Annotated in this window: 19 protein-coding genes; 10 read left to right on the top strand and 9 right to left on the bottom strand. The window is 64.1% G+C overall.

What is annotated here, in order from left to right:
• Positions 1-21 precede the first annotated feature (21 nt).
• Positions 22-621, bottom strand: a complete 600-nt coding sequence (locus NKJ15_RS15790; RefSeq protein WP_352816133.1) for a methyltransferase family protein — start codon at positions 619-621, stop codon at positions 22-24.
• A gap of 144 nt (positions 622-765) precedes the next feature.
• On the opposite strand from NKJ15_RS15790, the gene NKJ15_RS15785 reads away from it, so the two are divergent.
• From NKJ15_RS15785 to NKJ15_RS15775, 3 genes are all read left to right on the top strand, one after another.
• Complete coding sequence (locus NKJ15_RS15785; RefSeq protein WP_352816131.1) at positions 766-1,632, top strand: alpha/beta fold hydrolase; 867 nt, start codon at positions 766-768, stop codon at positions 1,630-1,632.
• 163 nt (positions 1,633-1,795) lie between these two features.
• Positions 1,796-3,847: an elongation factor G gene (locus NKJ15_RS15780; protein ID WP_352816129.1), complete on the top strand. Its 2,052-nt coding sequence runs from the start codon at positions 1,796-1,798 to the stop codon at positions 3,845-3,847.
• Positions 3,848-4,663: 816 nt separating this feature from the next.
• A complete protein-coding gene (locus tag NKJ15_RS15775) occupies positions 4,664-5,161 on the top strand; it encodes a methyltransferase family protein (protein WP_352541068.1) in 498 nt (165 codons plus the stop codon).
• 19 nt (positions 5,162-5,180) lie between these two features.
• Here NKJ15_RS15775 and NKJ15_RS15770 read toward each other — a convergent pair whose 3' ends face one another.
• Positions 5,181-5,933, bottom strand: a complete 753-nt coding sequence (locus NKJ15_RS15770) for an SDR family oxidoreductase (protein WP_352469808.1) — start codon at positions 5,931-5,933, stop codon at positions 5,181-5,183.
• Positions 5,934-6,054: 121 nt separating this feature from the next.
• Between NKJ15_RS15770 and NKJ15_RS15765 the strand changes: the two genes are divergently transcribed.
• The gene (locus NKJ15_RS15765) at positions 6,055-6,699 is read left to right on the top strand and encodes a TetR/AcrR family transcriptional regulator (protein ID WP_352816127.1); all 645 of its coding nucleotides are present in this window, start codon (positions 6,055-6,057) and stop codon (positions 6,697-6,699) included.
• 104 nt (positions 6,700-6,803) lie between these two features.
• Here the strand turns inward: NKJ15_RS15765 and NKJ15_RS15760 are convergent, their stop codons facing one another.
• On the bottom strand, positions 6,804-7,700 hold the full coding sequence (locus NKJ15_RS15760) for a LysR family transcriptional regulator (protein WP_023678345.1): 897 nt from the start codon (positions 7,698-7,700) through the stop codon (positions 6,804-6,806).
• Positions 7,701-7,798: 98 nt separating this feature from the next.
• Positions 7,799-8,773, bottom strand: coding sequence for a thioredoxin-disulfide reductase (gene trxB / locus NKJ15_RS15755; RefSeq protein WP_352816125.1), 975 nt, complete (start codon positions 8,771-8,773; stop codon positions 7,799-7,801).
• Between the two features lie 255 nt (positions 8,774-9,028).
• Between trxB and NKJ15_RS15750 the strand changes: the two genes are divergently transcribed.
• Entirely contained in the window at positions 9,029-9,505 is a 477-nt protein-coding gene (locus NKJ15_RS15750) for an Lrp/AsnC family transcriptional regulator (protein ID WP_023678347.1), read from the top strand.
• Between the two features lie 325 nt (positions 9,506-9,830).
• On the opposite strand, the gene NKJ15_RS15745 is transcribed toward NKJ15_RS15750, so the two are convergent.
• The 3 genes from NKJ15_RS15745 to NKJ15_RS15735 all read right to left on the bottom strand — a co-directional run bounded on the left by NKJ15_RS15745 (position 9,831) and on the right by NKJ15_RS15735 (position 12,664).
• Entirely contained in the window at positions 9,831-10,406 is a 576-nt protein-coding gene (locus NKJ15_RS15745) for a D-sedoheptulose-7-phosphate isomerase (protein ID WP_352450434.1), read from the bottom strand.
• A gap of 7 nt (positions 10,407-10,413) precedes the next feature.
• Positions 10,414-11,892: a D-glycero-beta-D-manno-heptose-7-phosphate kinase gene (gene rfaE1, locus NKJ15_RS15740; RefSeq protein ID WP_352816123.1), complete on the bottom strand. Its 1,479-nt coding sequence runs from the start codon at positions 11,890-11,892 to the stop codon at positions 10,414-10,416.
• A 139-nt stretch (positions 11,893-12,031) separates the two neighbouring features.
• Positions 12,032-12,664 (bottom strand): LysE family translocator, encoded by a 633-nt coding sequence (locus NKJ15_RS15735; protein WP_352816121.1) that lies wholly within the window; start codon positions 12,662-12,664, stop codon positions 12,032-12,034.
• A 176-nt stretch (positions 12,665-12,840) separates the two neighbouring features.
• Here NKJ15_RS15735 and rfaD point away from each other — a divergent pair, with 176 nt between their 5' ends.
• Genes rfaD through waaC form a run of 3 tightly spaced genes read left to right on the top strand, consistent with a single transcriptional unit; the run spans position 12,841 to position 15,751 of the window.
• Complete coding sequence (gene rfaD, locus NKJ15_RS15730) at positions 12,841-13,791, top strand: ADP-glyceromanno-heptose 6-epimerase (RefSeq protein ID WP_352816119.1); 951 nt, start codon at positions 12,841-12,843, stop codon at positions 13,789-13,791.
• Entirely contained in the window at positions 13,764-14,771 is a 1,008-nt protein-coding gene (gene waaF / locus NKJ15_RS15725) for a lipopolysaccharide heptosyltransferase II (RefSeq protein WP_352469801.1), read from the top strand. Before rfaD ends, waaF begins: the two co-directional genes overlap by 28 nt.
• Complete coding sequence (gene waaC / locus NKJ15_RS15720; RefSeq protein WP_352816117.1) at positions 14,768-15,751, top strand: lipopolysaccharide heptosyltransferase I; 984 nt, start codon at positions 14,768-14,770, stop codon at positions 15,749-15,751. Before waaF ends, waaC begins: the two co-directional genes overlap by 4 nt.
• 207 nt (positions 15,752-15,958) lie before the next feature.
• On the opposite strand, the gene greA is transcribed toward waaC, so the two are convergent.
• Together greA and NKJ15_RS15710 are read right to left on the bottom strand one after the other, a co-directional pair.
• Positions 15,959-16,432: a transcription elongation factor GreA gene (greA, locus tag NKJ15_RS15715; protein ID WP_023719113.1), complete on the bottom strand. Its 474-nt coding sequence runs from the start codon at positions 16,430-16,432 to the stop codon at positions 15,959-15,961.
• 318 nt (positions 16,433-16,750) lie between these two features.
• The gene (locus NKJ15_RS15710; RefSeq protein ID WP_352816115.1) at positions 16,751-17,308 is read right to left on the bottom strand and encodes a tetratricopeptide repeat protein; all 558 of its coding nucleotides are present in this window, start codon (positions 17,306-17,308) and stop codon (positions 16,751-16,753) included.
• Positions 17,309-17,544: 236 nt separating this feature from the next.
• Here NKJ15_RS15710 and NKJ15_RS15705 point away from each other — a divergent pair, with 236 nt between their 5' ends.
• Together NKJ15_RS15705 and NKJ15_RS15700 are read left to right on the top strand one after the other, a co-directional pair.
• Positions 17,545-17,970 carry a DUF3775 domain-containing protein gene (locus NKJ15_RS15705; protein WP_023678354.1) on the top strand — a complete coding sequence of 142 codons (426 nt, stop codon included), beginning with the start codon at positions 17,545-17,547 and terminating at the stop codon, positions 17,968-17,970.
• 112 nt (positions 17,971-18,082) lie between these two features.
• Positions 18,083-19,015: an extensin-like domain-containing protein gene (locus tag NKJ15_RS15700; RefSeq protein ID WP_352816112.1), complete on the top strand. Its 933-nt coding sequence runs from the start codon at positions 18,083-18,085 to the stop codon at positions 19,013-19,015.
• Positions 19,016-19,095: the final 80 nt, after the last annotated feature.

The raw sequence follows: 19,095 nt of genomic DNA, 5'->3' as shown, positions 1-19,095 counted from the left end.
GTCCTCGATCAATCCAGTGTCTTAGACCCTACCACTTTCGTCCGATGCCGGCTGCATCTCCTGCCGGCTGCGGGCAAAACGCGGCCAGAACAGACCGGTCCGCGTGCGGTAAGCGTCGTAGGCATCGGCCAACCTTGTCCGCGAAAATTTTCGCTCTTCGTCCAAGGCTGCGATCACGTAGATCGTAACGATGCCGGCGACCGGCACCACCGCCCAGACCGACCAGGTCGCGATACCCCATCCGACCCAGAAGATGATGTAGGACGTGTAGAACGGATGCCGGACATGGAGATAAGGGCCTTCGGTCACCAGGCTGTCGGGATTGTCGGGATCGAATGCGAACCGCAGCCCCGCCTTGCGGGAGACCGAGATCGCCCACCAGAACAGCGCCGAGCTTGCCAGTTCGATGGCGAGCCCGCCGATCTTCGCCGCCAATGGCTGCCGCTCGATCCACAGCAGCGCAAGAAAGAACAGCGCCGTGCCGACCACGACGGCCGAAATGATCATCGCGCCTGGAGACATGGTCGGCGACTGGAAATGCGCGCGCATCGACCAGGCATATTGGCCGAGCGTCGCGATGCTGCTGATCGAGACGAGAAGGTCGAGTGTGGATTCCATCATCAGGCTCCGGGGGTTAGCTGTGGTGGATTCGTTCATCATACCCGGCGCAAGCCGAGAAATCATTTCTTAACCACCGTTCTAAACAACATGGTGACCTCGGCATGCGATGTTGACCTGGAGACAATCCCAAGGTCCAAACCAGATATGGCCGTTTCCCACCGCACGATCCGCACGCCGCAAGCGGATTTGCGCCTCAGCCAGTCGTCGGGACCCGGCATCCCGCTTGTCCTGATCCACGGCTCAGGCAGTTCGCGCGCCGTATTCGCCCGCCAGTTCGACAGCCCGTTGGCCGCTGCCCATCGGTTGATTGCTTTCGACCTGCCCGGCCATGGCGAATCGTCGGACGCCCGCGATCCGGCGACGGACTACACAATCGCCGGCCTTGCCCAATCGGCGGCCCAGCTCCTCGATGCCTTGGGCATCGGCCGCGCCGTCGTCTTCGGCTGGTCGCTTGGCGGGCACGTGGCAATCGAACTCGCGAGTTTTCACCGCGCCGTCGGCGGGCTGATGCTGACCGGCGCGCCGCCGGTATCGAAGGGTCCTTTCGGCATGCTGCGCGGCTTCCACGCGCATTGGGACATGCTGCTGGCGTCCAAAAAGACGTATTCCGAACGCGATGCCGAGCGCTTCGAGACGCTGTGTTTCGGCGACACCGCCGATCCGTCCTTTCGCCAAGCCATCCTGCGCACCGACGGCCGGCTGCGCGCCGCGGTGACGCGCGGCATGCTCACCGGCAAGGGTGCCGACCAGAGACAGGTGGTCGAGCAAGCCGCGTTTCCGGTCGCTATCGTCAATGGCGAGAACGATCCGTTCGTCCGGCTCGGCTATTTTGAGACGCTCGCCTACGGCTCGCTGTGGGGGCATTGCCACATCGTCTCCGGCGCCGGGCATGCGCCTTTCTGGGAGCGCGCGGACCTGTTCAATCCGTTGCTCGCGCGCTTTGCCGAGACGGTGGCGGTGCAGCGCGTGGACGCACCCCCGCTGGCGTCGCGCCTGACCGGCACCGGCTGAACCGGCCCCAACTTCAAATCCCTTCAACTTCAAATCCCTTGCCCTCCCGGCCTGCCCGTGGGACGATGCCCTTTGGGTAGGTGGCAAATTGAAAAAAGCCTCGCCCGCGACGGCCGACAGGCCGGCCGCCGCTCACAGGGAAACGCCTGAGTGGAGGTCAGCCATGGGTACTCGCGCCGGAGGACGACGCACGGGACCGAAATGCATTGCCATAGTCGGTCCCTTCGCAAGCGGTAAGACGACACTTCTCGAAGCCATACTCGCCCGTACAGGCGCCATTCCCCGCCAGAATCCCGTTTCGTCCGGAAATACCGTTTCCGATCATTCGCCCGAGGCGCGCGCTCACGGCATGAGCGTCGAGGCGACCTTCGCCACCACCGATTTCATGGGCGAGCCGTTCACCTTCGTCGATTGTCCCGGCTCGATCGAATTCTCCTTCGAAGCCGAGCCGGTGCTGGCCGCCTGCGACGTCGCCGTGGTCGTTGCCGAGGCCGACGAGAAGAAGATCCCTGCCCTGCAGCTGATCATGCGCAAGCTCGACGAGCTCGGCGTGCCGCGCATGCTGTTCCTGAACAAGGTCGACAAGGCGATAGCAGGTGTGCGCGACACGCTGAAGATGCTGCAGCCGGCAAGCTCGGTGCCATTGCTGCTGCGCCAGATCCCGCTGCGCAAGGACGGCGTCGTCATCGGCTCGATCGACCTCGCTCTGGAGCGTGCCTACATCTACCGCGAATATGCCGAGAGCGAGGTCGCCCAGATCCCGAGCGACGACAAGGCGCGCGAGCTCGAGGCGCGCTTTTCCATGCTGGAGACGCTCGCCGACCATGACGACCGCCTGATGGAGCAATTGCTGGACGAGATCGAACCGCCGAAGGACGCGATCTTCGACGACCTCGCCGCAGATCTGCGCGACGGCACGGTGACGCCGGTGCTGATCGGCACCGCCGAGAAAGGCAATGGCGTGCTGCGCCTGCTGAAGGCGATCCGCCACGACGCACCGGACATCGCGGCGACGCGCCAGCGTCTCGGCGCGCCCGATGGCAATGCCACCGTGGTCCAGGTGGTGAAGACCATCCACACCGCGCATGGCGGCAAGCTGTCGGTCTCGCGCATCCTGTCCGGCCAGGTCGCCGACGCCGCCGAGTTGTTCCTTCCCAACGGCGAGACGGCAAAGGTCTCCGGCATCTACAAGATGCTCGGCAAGGACCAGGTCAAGCTGACTTTGGCCAAGGCCGGCGACACTGTGGCGCTCGGCAAGCTGGACGCCGTCAGGACCGGCCAGACACTGAGCTCGACCAAGGGCGGCATCAAGCCGCTGGTCACGCTGGCGCCGCCGCAACCGGTCTTCGCCTTCGCGCTGCGGCCGAAAGAGCGTAAGGACGAGGTCAAGATGTCGGCGGCCATCCAGCGCCTGGCCGAGGAAGATCCCTCGCTCAACCTGCATCACAACCAGGATTCCGCCGAAACCGTGCTGTCCGGTCATGGCGAGATGCATCTGCGCGTCGTGCGCGAGCGGCTGGAAGGCAAGAACCAGATCCCGGTCGAAGGCCATGTGCCGGCCGTGCCCTATCGCGAGACGATCCGCAAAGCGACGCAGCAGCGCGGCCGCCACAAGAAACAGTCGGGCGGCCACGGCCAGTTCGGCGATGTGGTGCTCGAGATCAAACCGCTGCCGCGCGGTTCAGGCTTCCAGTTCACCGATACGATCACCGGCGGCGTCGTGCCGAAGACCTACATCCAGTCGGTCGAGACCGGCGTGCGCGATTACCTGAAATCGGGCCCGCTCGGCTTTCCGGTCGTCGATGTTGCCGTCAACCTTTCCGACGGCTCCTACCATGCGGTCGATTCCTCCGACATGGCCTTCCAGATGGCGGCGAAGCTGGCGATGAAGGAAGGCATGGCCGCGTGCTCGCCGGTGCTGCTGGAGCCGGTGATGAAGGTCGAGATCGTCACGCCGTCGGATGCGACGTCGAAGATCATCGCTCTGATCCCGCAGCGGCGCGGCCAGATCCTCGGCTACGACGCGCGGCCCGACTGGCCGGGATGGGACGTGGTCGAGGCGACCATGCCGCAGGCTGAGATCGGCGACCTCATCATCGAGCTGCGCTCGGCCACTGCGGGTGTCGCCAGCTACCGGGCCGTCTTCGACCACATGGCCGAACTCACCGGCCGGTTGGCCGACGAAGCGCTGAACGCCAACGGCAAGGCCGCCTGAGCTGCCCTTGCGGCCCAACAGGAAACGGCGCCCGGATGCCCCGGGCGCCGTTTCTTGCGGACCGTCTTCGTGGGAGGCGAAACGGCAGGTCCGCCGCATGCTTGCCGCCGGTGTTTTGGCGGAGGAAGGTTCGGACGCGGTAGCTGCCTGAGCCCGGGTCGTCCGAGTGATGCCCCCATCCCCCGGACGAGCCACACCGCGTCCTATGCTCTGCTTAATCGATTTGGCGCGCCCGCGGCATGTTACCCGAGGTTACATGTCACTGTTACGCGACCGTTCCGGCCGATTTTCTGGCGATGTGTTGGTTTCGGGCAACAAAAAAGCCGGATCAATGAAGACCCGGCTGAGTTTGATTGGAAGTGCCTGTTAAGGCTAACCTCCAGAGGGGAACACTCGAGAGCGCTAATGGGAGGAGAACGCGCTCAGGAGATGATCCATATATGTGCTCTTCATGCCCAAGAAACAAGCATCTATTTTGCAACACTCACATGCAAAAAGGCGCCGGCTGTGGTCTAATCCGTCCCGAAGCGCAATAGGACCAGTTGAATCGCTGAAATACAGCCTGCGGCAAGGCAAAAATCGATCCGCGGCCGCGAATCAGCAGCGATTCCTGCTCGGAAAGTCGAAAAACGCAGGATGACGTGGAATCGTGCAGCACGCGTTTGTTTTTTCGGCAGGCAGACCTTGCTGGTGCATGCCGCCCAAAAGCCCGCCATCGAGCTTGACCTGAGGTGCGGCGGCTTGGGTTACGTGCCGGACAAGACCTGAAGCGCGTTGCAGGAGACCGTTCAAGGCCGCGCCCGTAAGGAGAGCTATATGCGAGCCACTTCGGCGATCGCCGGCAGCGTCATCTTTCTTGCTGTAGCGCCCGGCGTGGTCGCCGGACTGTTGCCTTGGCTGCTGACCGATCGCTATCGCCTGCCCTGGTCGAGACTGCCCGGTTTCGTTCCTGTGGGCTGGCTGCTGGTTGTCGCCGGCACAGCCATACTGCTGCACGCCTTTGCCCGGTTTGCCCTGGAGGGTCGGGGTACGCCCGCCCCGGTCGCGCCGACCGAGAGGCTGGTCGTCGGCGGCATCTACCGCCATGTCCGCAATCCGATGTACGTCGCCGTGCTGTCGATCGTCCTCGGCCAGGCACTGCTGTTTTCGAGCTGGACGGTCGCCGCCTATCTAGTCATCGCCGCGGCCGCCATGATCTCCTTCGTGAGACTATACGAGGAACCGACGCTTGCCCGCCGCTACGGTGACGAATACGAGGCCTACCGCCGTGCCGTACCAGGCTGGCTGCCCCGCCTGACACCTTGGCGCGGCTGACGCAGGCTCCAACGCTGCGTCACCACGGCAGCGGGCCGTCCTCGTTCGAGAACGTGCCCGTCGGACCGTTCGCGTCGAGAAGCGCGAGGCGCACGGGCTCCCGCGCGGCCTGTTCGACTGTGCGCGGACCTTCGAAGTTGTTGAGCTCCGTCGCGGTGTAGCCCGGGCACGCAGCGTTGACCTTGATGCCGGTCTCCTCGAGCTCGATGGCGAAGGCGAGCGTCATCGCGTTGACGGCCGTCTTCGACGGGTTGTAGACGGCGCCAAACGACGTGCGGTACGGAAAGGCCGGATCCGCGTTCAATGTCAGCGAGCCGGCGCCGCTCGATACGTTGACGATACGCGCCGCCGGCGCCTCACGAAGGAGCCGCAGCATCGCTTGCGTGACGGCGACGATGCCAAACACGTTCGTCTCGAATACGGCGCGTACGTCGTCGAGGGAGGCAATGCTCGGGCGGCCCGAATTGATGATCTCCTCGAGCGGCCTGCCCGGCTTTCCCGCATGGGAGATGCCGGCATTGTTCACCAGCACGTCGAGGCGGCCGAGTTCGATGCGGATGCGCTCTGCCGCGGCGGCGATCGACGCCTGATCGGTGACGTCGAGCTGCAGGGCGTGGGCATCCTCTCCGATGCTATTTGCGGCTGCCTCGGCATGCTCGAGCCTGCGCGATCCTACGAGCACGGTAAGGCCGTTCGCCGCGAGGTCCTTGGCGATCTGAAGACCGATGCCCTTGTTGGCCCCGGTGACCAGGGCGACGGGTTTGTCCTGCATGGTAATCTCCTTTTGTGCACCGATGTGTGGCCAACACCGCTTTGCCGTGCTAGATACAAGTCAAACGGAACCACGTTCCACATATATCCGGAACAAGGTTCCGTTTGCAAGAGGTAATTTGATGGGCGAAAAAACGCCGAACGGCAAAACGGATCAAGGCGATGGTCTGGCATCCCGCGACCGCGCGGATCGCCAGGTGCGCGCCGACGCACGGCGCAACATCGACGCGTTGCTCCGGGCGGCCATGGCGGTGTTCGCGACCTCCGGCGTGGAGGCTCCGGTGCGAGAGATCGCGGAAAAGGCTGGCGTCGGCGTCGGCACCGTCTACCGCCATTTTCCACAGCGCTCGGACCTGATCGTGGCCGTCTTCCGCAACGAGGTCGACGCCTGTGCGGACGCCGCGCCGATCCTGGCCGGAAAGCATGAGCCCGGTGAAGCGCTGGCCCTGTGGATGCAGCGCTATGTGGATTTCATCACGGCAAAACGCGGCCTCGCGGCAGCCTTGTACTCAGGCAATCCGGCATTCGACACTTTGCCTGCCTATTTCAACCAACGGCTCCGGCCCGCGCTTCAAACATTGCTGGAGGCGGCGGCGGCGGGCGGCGAGGTGCGCGCCGATATCGAGCCGGGCGACCTGTTGGGGGCGGCCGCCAGCCTTGCCATGCCGGCACATGGCGGCGGCCCTGCCCAGGCGCGGCGCATGGTTGCCCTGCTGGTCGACGGTTTGCGCTACGGCGCCAGCACGCTGGCGGATACGCGTTCCTAAAGCGCGTTGCGTTCGACCGACCTCATGCGACGCGCTTTAGGTTCTTGTTTGATGCATGTCCTTATCGCAAAACCGCTGCGCACTTTTGCGCGACATGCATTAAATCAGAACGACCAGCTGCGCGCCTTGGCGATGATGAAATCGCGGAAGACATGCAGCTTCGCCTGGTTCTTCATCGCGTCGGGATAGGCGAAATAGGTATCGAAGGACGGCACTTCGGTCTCGGGCAGCAACTGCACCAGTCCGGAATCCTTGCTGACCACGTAATCCGGCAGCATGGCGATGCCGGCGCCGCCCTGCACCGCCCGCTTGATCGACAATATGTCGTTGATCTGCAGCGTCGGCACCCTTTGCCCACCTTCGAAATCGCCGACCGTCTCCAGCCAGTTCAGTTCCGACAGATGCGCCGGCACCGGCACGCCGAAGGTGACGATGCGATGGGTTTTCAGCTCGGCGATCGAATTCGGCTTGCCGTATTTGTTTACATAGGATGGCGCCGCGTAGAGATGGAAATGCACGGTGAACAGGCGGCGCTGGATGAGGTCCGGCTGCTGCGGCTGGCGCAGCCGGATGGCGCAGTCGGCCTGGCGCATCGTGAGATCTAGCTCCTCATTGGCCAGGATGAGCTGCAGGCTGACCTCGGGATAGAGCTCGATGAATTCCTGCACGCGCTCGGTCAGCCAGCCGGCGCCGAGGCCGACCGTGGTCGTCACCCTGAGCACGCCGGAGGGCCGGTCCTTGGTTTCGGTCAGTCGCGACTTGATGGTTTCGAGCTTCATCAGCACGTCGTGCGCCGTGCGGAACAGCATCTCGCCCTGCTCGGTCAGCACCAGGCCGCGGGCATGGCGATTGAACAGCGGCACGCCGACGTCATGCTCGAGCGCGCTGACCTGCCGCGAGATCGCCGATTGCGACAAATGCAGTGTTTCCGCGGCATGGGTGAACGACCCCGCTTCCGCCGCGGCGTGAAACACGCGTAGCTTGTCCCAATCCAACGCCATGATTTCCCCTCGTCCTGTTTTCTGGCGTCCGCCTGTTTTCGGCGTCTGAATGAAAAATCAGGCTTTTGCGCGGCTTTTCTCAGCTGCTTATCGAACAATCACTCCGCCGCTTCGCGGTGAACCTCGATCCCCGCCAGATATTTTTCCGCCTCGAGCGCGGCCATGCAGCCGAGACCGGCCGCCGTCACCGCCTGGCGGTAGATGTCGTCGGTCACGTCGCCGGCGGCGAACACACCCGGCATATCGGTGCGGGTCGAATCCGGCGCCGTCCACAGATAGCCGTTCGGCTTCTGCTTCAGCTTGCCGGCAAACAGCTCGACCGCCGGCGCGTGGCCGATCGCCACGAACACGCCGTCGACCACCAGATGCATCTCCTGCCCGGTCACCACGTTGCGCAGCTTCAGCCCTTCGACCGACGGCGGCAGCGGCGCCTTGCCGGGCCTGCCGGTGATCTCGTCGACCACCGTGTCCCAGATGATGCGGACATTGTCTTTCCGCAGCAGCCGCTCGCGCAGGATGCGCTCGGCGCGGAAATCGCTGCGCCTGTGGATGACGGTGACGCTCTTGGCCAGGTTGGAGAGATAGAGCGCTTCCTCCACCGCCGAATTGCCGCCGCCGATCACCGCGACGTCCTTGCCGCGGTAGAAGAAGCCGTCGCAGGTGGCGCAGGCCGAAACGCCAAATCCCATGAAGGTCCGTTCGCTCGGGATGCCCAGCCATTTGGCCTGCGCGCCGGTGGCGATGATCAGCGCGTCGGCGGTATAGATCGTGCCGGAATCGCCCTTGGCGCGGAACGGCCGCACGTTGAGGTCGACCTCGGTGATGATGTCGTTGACGATGTCGGTGCCGACATGCTCGGCCTGCCTGAGCATCTCGCTCATCAGCCATGGACCCTGGATCGGTTCGGCGAAGCCGGGATAGTTTTCGACATCGGTGGTGATCATCAGTTGCCCGCCCTGCTGCAGGCCGGCGACCAGCATCGGCTTGAGCATGGCGCGGGCGGCATAGATCGCCGCCGTATAGCCGGCAGGGCCGGAGCCGATGATGAGAACAGGCGCGTGCTTGGTGATCATGAAAAGCCTCTGCGGGGAGCAGCCATGGATTGTGGCATGAACTCTCGTCGATTGTTGCGCGTAATGTAAGTGTTGCCTGCGACGCCAGCAAGGCAAGTTGCCGTTCGTCCCCGGAAAGCTTCGGCGCCGGCGACGGCGACAAGCAACCCGCAGCAAGATGATGCGAAAATCCTCGATCCAGCGGATGGAATAGACAGCAAAGTCGTTTAATTACAAAGTCGCGAAAGATTCTTTCGCGTCACCACGGAAGCCACCATGCCGATCAAGGCCGATCTCGATGCCATCGACTGGAAGATCCTGCGCGAGCTTCAGCAGGACGGACGCATGACCAATGTCGAACTGTCGAGCCGCGTCGGCATTTCGGCGCCGCCGTGCCTGCGCCGCGTCAGGCGGCTGGAAGAGGCCGGCATCATCCGCGGCTACCGCGCTTTGCTCAACGCTCCGGCGCTCGGCCTCGACGTCGTCGCCTTCTGTCTGATCGGCCTGCATCACCAGGCCGACGCCGAACTCAAGACCTTCGCCGAGCGCACCCGCGGCTGGCCGATCGTGCGCGACGCCTGGATGGTGTCGGGTGAGTCCGATTTCCTGCTACATTGCGTGGCGAGCGATCTCGGCACCTTCCAGACCTTCGTCATCGAGGAACTGGCCTCGGCCCCCAATGTCGATACGGTGCGAACCGCGCTGACCATCCGCCGGGTCAAAGACGAAGGGCTGGTGGCGTTTTCGGCTTAAGAGAGCAGGCAAAGCGGCTGCGAAACAAAAACCCGGAGACAAAAAACCCGCCTCGGCGGGCGGGATCGTCGGTGGAAATCATCACCATACCCAAATTAGTAGCATAGCTGCCGGCACAAAGCAAGAACATAATTGCCTTCAGCGTTGAAGATTGGCTTCATTCCAGCTTGGGTTCCTCGCCCCACGAAAGTGGGGAGAGATGGCTCGGCGAAGCCGAGACGGAGAGGGGAACCGCGCTCTACGAAGCCCCCTCTCCGGCCGCTTCGCGGCCACCTCTCCCCCGCTTCGCGGAGGGCGAGGAACCCAGGTCCTGAGAGTTCGAGGATCACCCCACCTCGCAGAGGCGCGTTTCGACCATTTCGCACAAATGGTGGTAGAGGCACAAATGCCCCTGCTGGATGATCGGCGTCGAGGTCGAGGGTACGTTGAGCAGGATGTCGGAGAGCGGCTTCAGCTTGCCGCCGGTGTCGCCGGTCAGGCTGACCACCGTCATGCCCATCATGCGCGCCTGTTGGGCGGCGGCGAGGATGCTTGGCGAATTGCCGCTGGTCGAGATGGCGAGCAGCACGGCGCCCGCCGAACCATGCGCCTCGACCTGGCGCGCAAACACCGTGTCGAAGCCGTAATCATTGCCCCAGGCGGTCAGCACCGCCGCGTTGGCCGGCAGCGCGATGACGTTGTAGGCCTTGCGCTCCCTGAGGAAGCGGCCGACCAGCTCGCCGGCGATATGGATGGCGTCGCTGGCCGAACCGCCATTGCCTGCTATCAGCAGCGCCTTGCCCTGCGAAAGCGCGGCGACGACGGCGCTGACCGCCCGCTCCATCTCGCTGGTCAGGTCGCGCTCGACCATCGCCGAAATCGCGGCCGCCGAGCGGGCCAGGTAATCGTTCAGTTCGGACATGAAACCCTCAGTTCCCGGCGCGCAACCTGCCGATAGTGCCGGTCGTGCTCTTGCCGGCGACGAGGTCGACCAGCACGACGCGCCCGCCGGCCTTCTGCACGACATCGGCGCCAACCACCTGATCGACCGTATAGTCGGCACCCTTGACCAGTATGTCGGGGCTCAGCGCCTCGATCAGCGAAAGCGGCGTATCCTCCTCGAAGATGACGACGGCGTCGACCGAGGCAAGTGCTGCCAGCACGCAGGCCCGGTCATGCTGGTCGTTGACCGGGCGCCCCGGCCCTTTCAGCCGGCGCACCGAGGCATCGCTGTTGAGGCCGAGCACCAGCCGATCGCACTGGCTGCGGGCCGCATGCAACAGGCTGACATGGCCGGCATGCAGGATATCGAAACAGCCATTGGTGAAGCCGACGCTCAAGCCCTCGTCTTTCCAGCCCGCCACCAGCCGCGCGGCGGCGGCGGCATCGAGGATCGCATCCAAGTGGGCGACCGGACCATGCGAGCGAAACAGCGCACCGGTGAGTTCCTCGATCGTCAGCCGCGCCGTGCCGCGCTTGCCGACGACAACGCCGCCGGCGGCGTTGGCGATCGATCCGGCCATGACGCGGTCGGCGCCTGCTGCAAGTCCCAGTGCAAACGTCGCGATCACCGTGTCGCCGGCGCCCGAAACGTCGAACACTTCGCGCGCCTGCGTGGCGATATGGCGGGCGTCGTCCGCACCGATGACGCTCATGCCCTTTTCGCTGCGCGTCGCGACGACGAAATCGAAACCGTGCGCCGAAATCAGCTGGCGCGCCGCCGCCTCGATTTCGTCGTCGGCAAACACTGCGCGGCCGACCGCCTCGCCGAGTTCCTTGCGGTTGGGCGTGATTGCCGTCGCGCCGGCATAACGCGCATAGTCGCGGCCCTTCGGGTCGACCAGCACCGGCTTGCCCGCTTCCCGACAGATCGAGATCAGCTCGCCGGCGGCGCCGTCGAGCAGCACGCCCTTGCCATAGTCGGACAGGATGACGATGTCGGCGCGCGCCAGCGCTTCGCGAAAATGCCCGACCAATGTCGCGCGCTCGGCATCGCCCAGCGGCTTGATTTCCTCTTCGTCGAAACGCAGCACCTGCTGGTTGAGCGCGCTGAATCGGCTTTTGGACGACGTCATGCGATCGGCATCCTGCGCCAGCCCGCCGGTGTCGACGCCAAATTCGCCGAGCATGCGCATGAGGTTCTTGCCGGCCTTGTCAGCGCCGATCACCGAGACCGGTATGACGGCAGCGCCGAGCGAAACGATGTTGGCGACGACATTACCGGCGCCGCCCATCGCCAGCGTTTCGCCGCGCCCGTGCAGCACGGGGATCGGCGCCTCCGGCGAAATGCGCTCGATCACGCCGTTGACGAAACGGTCGAGGATGAAATCGCCGACCACCAGCACGGTGGCGCCGCCGAAGCGCGAGATGGCGCGGTGAAGAGGTTCGGGAGAGGGCAGCTTGATCATGTCAACGCGCGGGAGGGCCGATTTTCAGTGACGGGAAATTCGATTGGCAGGGCCGGCCGTTCATGGCGATGCCGATATACCGCAATTTCAGCCGACGCAACGGCGGGCCTTCGACCGATCGCGGCGGCGAGACAATGCGTCAGCTTTTCTGCAACGCGACATGCACGCCCAGTCCGACAAGCACCGCACCGCCGGCGCGCCGCATCAGGCGCTGCGCCCGGCTCGACTGCCGCAGCCTGGCGATCACCGCGCCGGCCAGCACCACGCAAACAATGTCGGCCGACGAGAACATCAAATTGACGATTGTTCCAAGCACGACGAACTGCAGCCAGACCGGAAACGCTGCCGAGGCATCGATGAATTGCGGCAGGAACGCCATGAAGAAAATCGCCGTTTTTGGGTTGAGCACCTCGACGGCAATGCTCTCGAAAAAGGCGCGGCGGGCGGATTTCGGCTGAATTCCCGGCAAGACAACGTCGCCTTGCGCCTTGGCGCGAAACAGCGAAACACCGAGCCAGATCAGATACAGCGCACCGACCAGCTTGACGGCCATGTAAAGCACCGGCACGGAATGGAAAAGCACCGACAGGCCGACAGCGGCGGCGAAGACGTGTGCGTAGCCGCCAAGATGGATGCCGAGCGCCGCCATCAGCCCGGACCAGCGGCCGCGCGCCATGGTTTGCGCGGCGGCATAGAGCATAGCCGGGCCGGGGATATAGGCGAAGATCGCCGTGGTGGCGAAAAAGGCGACAAGCAGTTCGGTTGACGGCATTACCTTGCTCCTGTCGCCGGTCGGCCGGCAGGCCGACTGAAACGTGACGTTTGCGGCGCCACTATGGCGCTCATCCGGCCGCCCCGCCACCTGCTTTGTCGACAGCCCGGCCCGCCTCCCCTATAAGGCCAGAATCCCACAAGGGCTACAACCGGCACAAGGTACCAGAGGCTTTCATGATCATCGTCACGGGCGGCGCCGGCATGATCGGTTCCAACATCGTCGCCGCGCTCAACGCCGACGGTTTCAGCGACATCCTCGTTGTCGACGACCTCACCGACGGCCACAAGATCGCCAACCTCGCCGATCTCGAGATCGCCGACTATCTCGACAAGGACGATTTTCTGGCGCGGATGGAGGCCGGGGACCTCGGCCGCATCGAGGCCGTCTTCCACCAGGGCGCCTGCTCGACCACCACCGAATGGAACGGCAAGTTCATGATGGAGGTCAACTACGCCTATTCGAAGCGCCTGCTGCACGCCTGCCTGGCCCTGCGCTTGCCCTTCCTCTATGCCTCGTCCGCTTCGGTCTATGGCAGCGGCGCCGAGTTCCGCGAGGAGCCGCAATGCGAACGGCCGCTGAACGTCTATGCCTATTCGAAAAAACTGTTCGACGACTATGTCCGCCGCACCGTTTTCGATACCGATCACTCGCCGGTGGCGGGCCTGCGTTATTTCAACGTCTATGGACCGCGCGAGGCGCATAAGGGCGCCATGGCCTCGGTCGCCTTCCATCTGTTCAATCAGGTCGAGCAAGGCCAGAACCCCAAGCTGTTCGGCGCCTATGGTGGTTTCGGGCCCGGCGAACAGAGCCGCGACCTCATCCATGTCGGCGATGTCGCCGACGTCAATCTGTGGCTGTGGAAACGCGGCTCGAGCGGCATCTTCAACTGCGGCACAGGCAAGGCCCAGCCGTTCCGCGCCATTGCCGAAACGGTGATCGATACGCTCGGCAAGGGCCAGATCGAATTCATCGAGTTTCCCGACCACCTCAAGGGCAGCTACCAGAGCTTTACGCAAGCTGATATGTCCCGCCTGCGCGCAGCCGGTTACAATGGCCAGTTCCGCACAGTGGAAACCGGCGTCAGAGACTATGTCGAATGGCTGAAAGCCCAACGATCCTCGTGATCGGCCCACGCTGGGTGGGCGACATGGTGATGGCGCAGTGCCTGTTCCAGGCGCTGAGGGAGCTTCATCCGGATGCCGCCATCGACGTGCTGGCGCCGGCCTGGGCAGCACCGCTGGTCAAGCGCATGCCCGAAATCCGCCAGCAGATCGACCTGCCGCTGCAATCCGGCGCGTTCGAATTCCGCATCCGAAGGCGCTTCGGCCGCCTGCTGCGCGGCCGCTACGACATGGCCTTTGTCCTGCCGGGAAGCTGGAAATCGGCGCTGATCCCGTTCTTTGCCGGCATTCCGCGCCGTGTCGGCCATCTCAAGGAAATGCGTTACGGGCTGCTGACCGACATCGTGCCGTTGCCCGATCGCCTGAAACGGCGCACCGCGCAGGCCTATTTCAGCCTTGCCCGGGGTGGCGCCTTCCGGGCGCCGAAGCTTGCCGTCGATCAAGCCAACCAGGCGGCATTGTTCGGCCGTTTCGGGCTGACGGCGGGGAAATTCGTGGCACTCATGCCCGGCGCCGAATTCGGTCCGGCCAAGCGCTGGCCGAGCGAACACTATGCCGGCCTCGCCCGCGAGATGATGGCGAAAGGGTTTGGCGTCGCGCTGTTCGGGTCGAAGAACGACGCTGAGGTGACGGCTGAAATCGCCGCGCTGGCTACGGGCGCCGTCGATCTTGCCGGCCAGACGCAGCTCGAGGATGCCATCGACCTGATAGCCGCGGCGAGGCTTGCCGTCTCCAACGACAGCGGGCTGATGCATGTCGCCGCCGCCGTCGGCACGCCGGTCGTCGCCGTCTACGGCTCGACCTCGCCGCAGAACACGCCGCCGCTCGCCGAGCGCCGCGAACTGGTCTGGCTCGGCCTGTCCTGCTCGCCCTGCCACAAAAAAATCTGCCCGCTCGGTCATCTCAACTGCCTGAAGACGCTGGAGGTCGAACGCGTCGTGGCGGCGGCGGAGCGGCTGCTGGAAATGCCGGCCGCCGCATGAAAGTGCTGATCGTCAAGACATCGTCCATGGGCGATGTCATCCACACCTTCCCGGCGATCGAGGACGCGCGCCGCGCTCGGCCGGATATCTCCTTCGACTGGTGTGTCGAAGAGGCATTTGCCGGCATCGTGGCGCTGCATCCAGCCATCCAGACCATCCACAGCGTGGCGATCCGGCGCTGGCGCAGGAAGCTGCTCGAGCCCGGCACATGGCGGGAAGTGGTCGGCTTGCGCCGCGCCTTGCGCGATTGCCGCTACGACCTCGTTCTCGATGCGCAAGGCTTGCTGAAATCGGCGCTGGTGGCGCGGCTGGCGGCAGCCCCGATCGCCGGCTTCGATCGGTCGAGCGCCCGCGAGCCGTCGGCGATCTTGTTCTACGACCACCGGTATCCCGTGCCGCGCGGCCTGCATGCCATCGAGCGCACGAGACGGCTGTTCGGGCTGGCGCTCGGCTACGAGCCGGATTTTTCCCGGCTTGACTCGGGCATCGCGCCGCCGGCCGGAAGATCCATTCTTGTCGGTGAAAAGACCGCCTTCCTGCTGCATGGCACCAGCCGCGAGGACAAGAAATGGCCGGTCGCGGACTGGATCGAAACCGCCCGTCTGCTGGTGGACAAGGGGATGACGCCGGTCACCACCTGGTCGAACGATCGGGAACAGGCGGCTGCCGAAGCGATCGCCGGCGCCGTTTCGCAAACCGTGGTGGTCGCCAGGTCGCCGCTAGCCGAGATCGCCGCTGTCATCGGCGGCTCGACGCTGGTCATCGGCGCCGACACCGGCCTGACCCATCTCGCCAGCGCTTTCGGCCTGCCGACGGTGGCGATATTCCTCGCTACCGAGCCCGGCCTGACCGGCCCGCGCGGACCATTCTCATCGACGCTGCTGGCCAGGCCCGGTCACAGTGTCACGCCGCCGGAGGTGATGGCGGAAGCCGAGAGGCTTGTGGAGCGCCAGACGCTTGGTCAGGCCGGTGACCGCTGATTTGCTCAATCAATTCAATCGGAAAGGTCAGCGCTGCCCCTTCCCTTCTCCCCTTGTGGGAGAAGGTGGATCGGCGCGAAGCGCCGAGACGGATGAGGGGTGTTGGACGGAGTGCGGAGGGAGCCAAGCTGGAACACCCCTCATCCGACCTCGCTTCGCGAGGCCACCTTCTCCCACAGGGGGAGAAGGCAGAGCAGCGCCAATCCCCTAGATAAATTGCACCTGGACGATCTCGTAGCCCCTGGCGCCGCCCGGTGCGTTGACCTCGATGGCGTCGCCGACTTCCTTGCCAATCAGGGCGCGCGCGATCGGCGAGGAGATCGAGATGCGGCCGGATTTCACGTCCGCTTCCTGGTCGCCGACGATCTGGTAGGTCTTTTTCTCCTCGGTATCCTCGTCGACCAGCACCACGGTGGCGCCGAATTTGACCTTGTCGCCGCTGAGCTTGGTGACATCGATCACCTCGGCCCGCGCGATCAGGTCCTCGAGCTCGTTGACCCGGCCCTCATTGAGGCTCTGTGCCTCTTTTGCCGCGTGATATTCGGCATTTTCGGAGAGGTCGCCATGCGAGCGCGCTTCGGAAATCGCCTCGATGATACGCGGCCGCTCCTGTTGCTGGCGCCAGCGCAGTTCTTCCTTCAATGACGCGAACCCCTCGCCTGTCATCGGGACCTTGTTCATAATGCCTGACCTTTCCTGCCGCCGCCCCCGCAATCGGGAGCGACCTTGTCGATGGTACAAAAAGAAAACGGTCCGGCAGCCTCGCTAACGGAACCGTCTCACCACAATCTTGCAAGATATAGCAATCTTCGCGGGTTTTTCACGTCCAAAAAGTCGGTTTTTGAAAAATCATCCACCGATTGCGCGGCTGACCTAACGTCAAGGAGCGCATCACGTGTACCGTGATGCCAAATTCCAGTTCGGAGCAGCATGTGAGCACAGCAAAAAACCGGCTGCGATCGCTCGCAGCCGGTTATGAGCAGCGTTCCGGAAGGCGGATCAGCTCCTCATGAAGTGATCGATCTGCTCCGACAGCATGCCGTATTCGCGAGACCCCTTGCCCGTGCGCTTCTCGATCTCGCGGAGCTGTTCCTGGGCGCCGGCAAGATCGCCGATCTGCAGGTGCGCCTCGCCGAGATATTCGCGCACCAGCGTGTAATTCGGGTCCATGCGCAGCGCTTCCTCGTAATAGCCGAGGCCGACGGTGACGCGGCCGGAATGGCGGTGCGAATAGCCGAGATAGTTGAGGATGCGCGGGTCCTGCTTGTTGGCGGCGAGGCTGAGCACGGCGATCGCCTCGTCGTAGCGTCCATCCATCGCCAGCGCGCGACCGGCATCATAGATGCTGTCGTCATCCAACATGCCTTGCTTCGGCGAGACACATTTCTTCTGCTTCTTGTCCCAGGCCTGCCCCTTCTTGCACTGGCTCTGGCCGCCGCCGCCATTGCCGCCGCCGCCGCCACCACCTCCCCCGCCTTCACCAGCCGAAAACGCCGGAGCCGCAATCAGCGGCAGGGCGGCAATGGCCATGGCGTAAATCAGCAATCGTCTGCGCATTACACTCTCCTTTGAACCTGACAATGCAACACTAACGCCGGGCCGAAGCCGTTTCGTCCCCGGAAAATGCCATCCTATCTCAAAACCGCGATCTCTCCCAGCAAGGCCATCTTATCCCGGGAAGAGAGGGCATCGGAAATCATGCTCACGATCAACGCCGCCGCGCAAGATAACGTGACGAGCGCTGCAAATCCGCTATCATCGGGCCGACCGAGCACGAAGCAGGGAGACGGCCGGTGCAGCAACGCGTTGAACGAGACTGGGAGCTTTCGATCGGTCCCGACACCGTGCGCCTGTTCATCCTGAAGGCGAAGGCGCTCAGCGCCGCCGTCAACGAAGACTATGCCGACGGCGCCGAGCACGAGGTAGAGCTCGACGGCAACGCGCACGACAACCACCATCATGACGGCCTTGCCGAGGAAAGCTCCGAAGATCTCACCGAAGAAGAATTGCGCGAGCTGATCGACGATCTCAATGTCGACGAAGCGGCCGAACTGATTGCGTTGGCCTGGGTCGGCCGCGGCGACTATGACGCGACGGAATGGACGGACGCGCTGTCCGCCGCCCGCGAGCGCGCCAACAAGCGCACGGCAAAATATCTGCTCGGCATGCCGCTGCTGGCGGACTGGCTCGAGGAAGGCCTGGAGGCGATCGGCGCGTGACGGCGCGGTTACCGATTGTGATCGCCTCGAACCTTCGTCCAAGGCAACTTCCCTGCATTCTGGCCGTTGCGAGCTGATGGCGGCGTTTGGTTTTTCCGGATTGTGCAGACTGATGCTCGCCGTTGCGGCGGCGTCGCTGCTGGCGGGACCTGCATTAGCCAAGGCGCCCGAACTACCGCAAACCGCACCGGTTCCCCAGCCCAACCGGGAAGCCACTTCGCCATCGCCAACCGAGATCCCGGTCCCCGAACCACGCCCCGCTCCGGAGGCTGAGCGGCCCAAAAACGGTCAGCCTCAAAACGATCAGCCCCAAAATGGCCAGTCCAAGACCGAGCAGCCGGAGCCACCGGCGATCGCACCGCAGCCGCCTGAAAAGCCGGCGCAGGCCGAGCCGCCGGCAAACCCATCGGTCGCGCCACCAAACCCCGCCGAGGCAGACGAGAAGGCGGAGCAAAAAATCCTTCCAGATCCTCGATCGGTCGCCATTGCCGGGAAAGAAATGCCGCCGGAGGAGTTGGCCTGCCGCAGGCGGCTGAAGTCGATGGGCGTCGATTTCGAGGAGCGCAAGCCGGAGCATGATACGGCGGTCGGTTGCTCGATCCCCTACCCGATCGTGCTGAAGACGCTCGGCAAATCCATCGCCATCGGCCCGGACCCAGAGCTCAATTGCCAGATGGCGGAAGCGGCCGCACGCTTTGCTGCTTCGGTCATCCAGCCTGCGGCAAAGGCCGAGTTCGGCATGGATATCAAATCGATCGGCCAGGCCTCCGCCTTCGTCTGCCGGCCGCGCCACGCCGGCGGCAAACTGTCGGAGCACGCCTTCGGCAACGCGCTCGACATCGCCAGCTTCACGCTTTCCGACGGCAAGGAGATCGATGTCGGGCCAACGCCGCCGGAAAAGGACGCGAAATTCCTGGCCACAGTGCGCAAGGCGGCCTGCGGGCCGTTCAAGACCGTGCTTGGTCCCGGCAGCGATGCCGATCATTCGCTGCATCTCCATTTCGATCTCGAGCCGCGCCGCAATGGCGGCACGTTTTGCCAATGACGCCGGCCGCCGGTACTGGGCGCCGCAATTTGGCCGCAGGCGTGAACGGCGCCGCTGATTTTTCCTTTACTCTTCAGGTT

The organism is Mesorhizobium sp. M0207 (assembly GCF_040321995.1).
Lineage (GTDB): Bacteria > Pseudomonadota > Alphaproteobacteria > Rhizobiales > Rhizobiaceae > Mesorhizobium.
The sequence above is the reverse complement of the archived record's forward strand: the minus strand, read 5'-3'. Positions and strand labels throughout refer to the sequence as shown.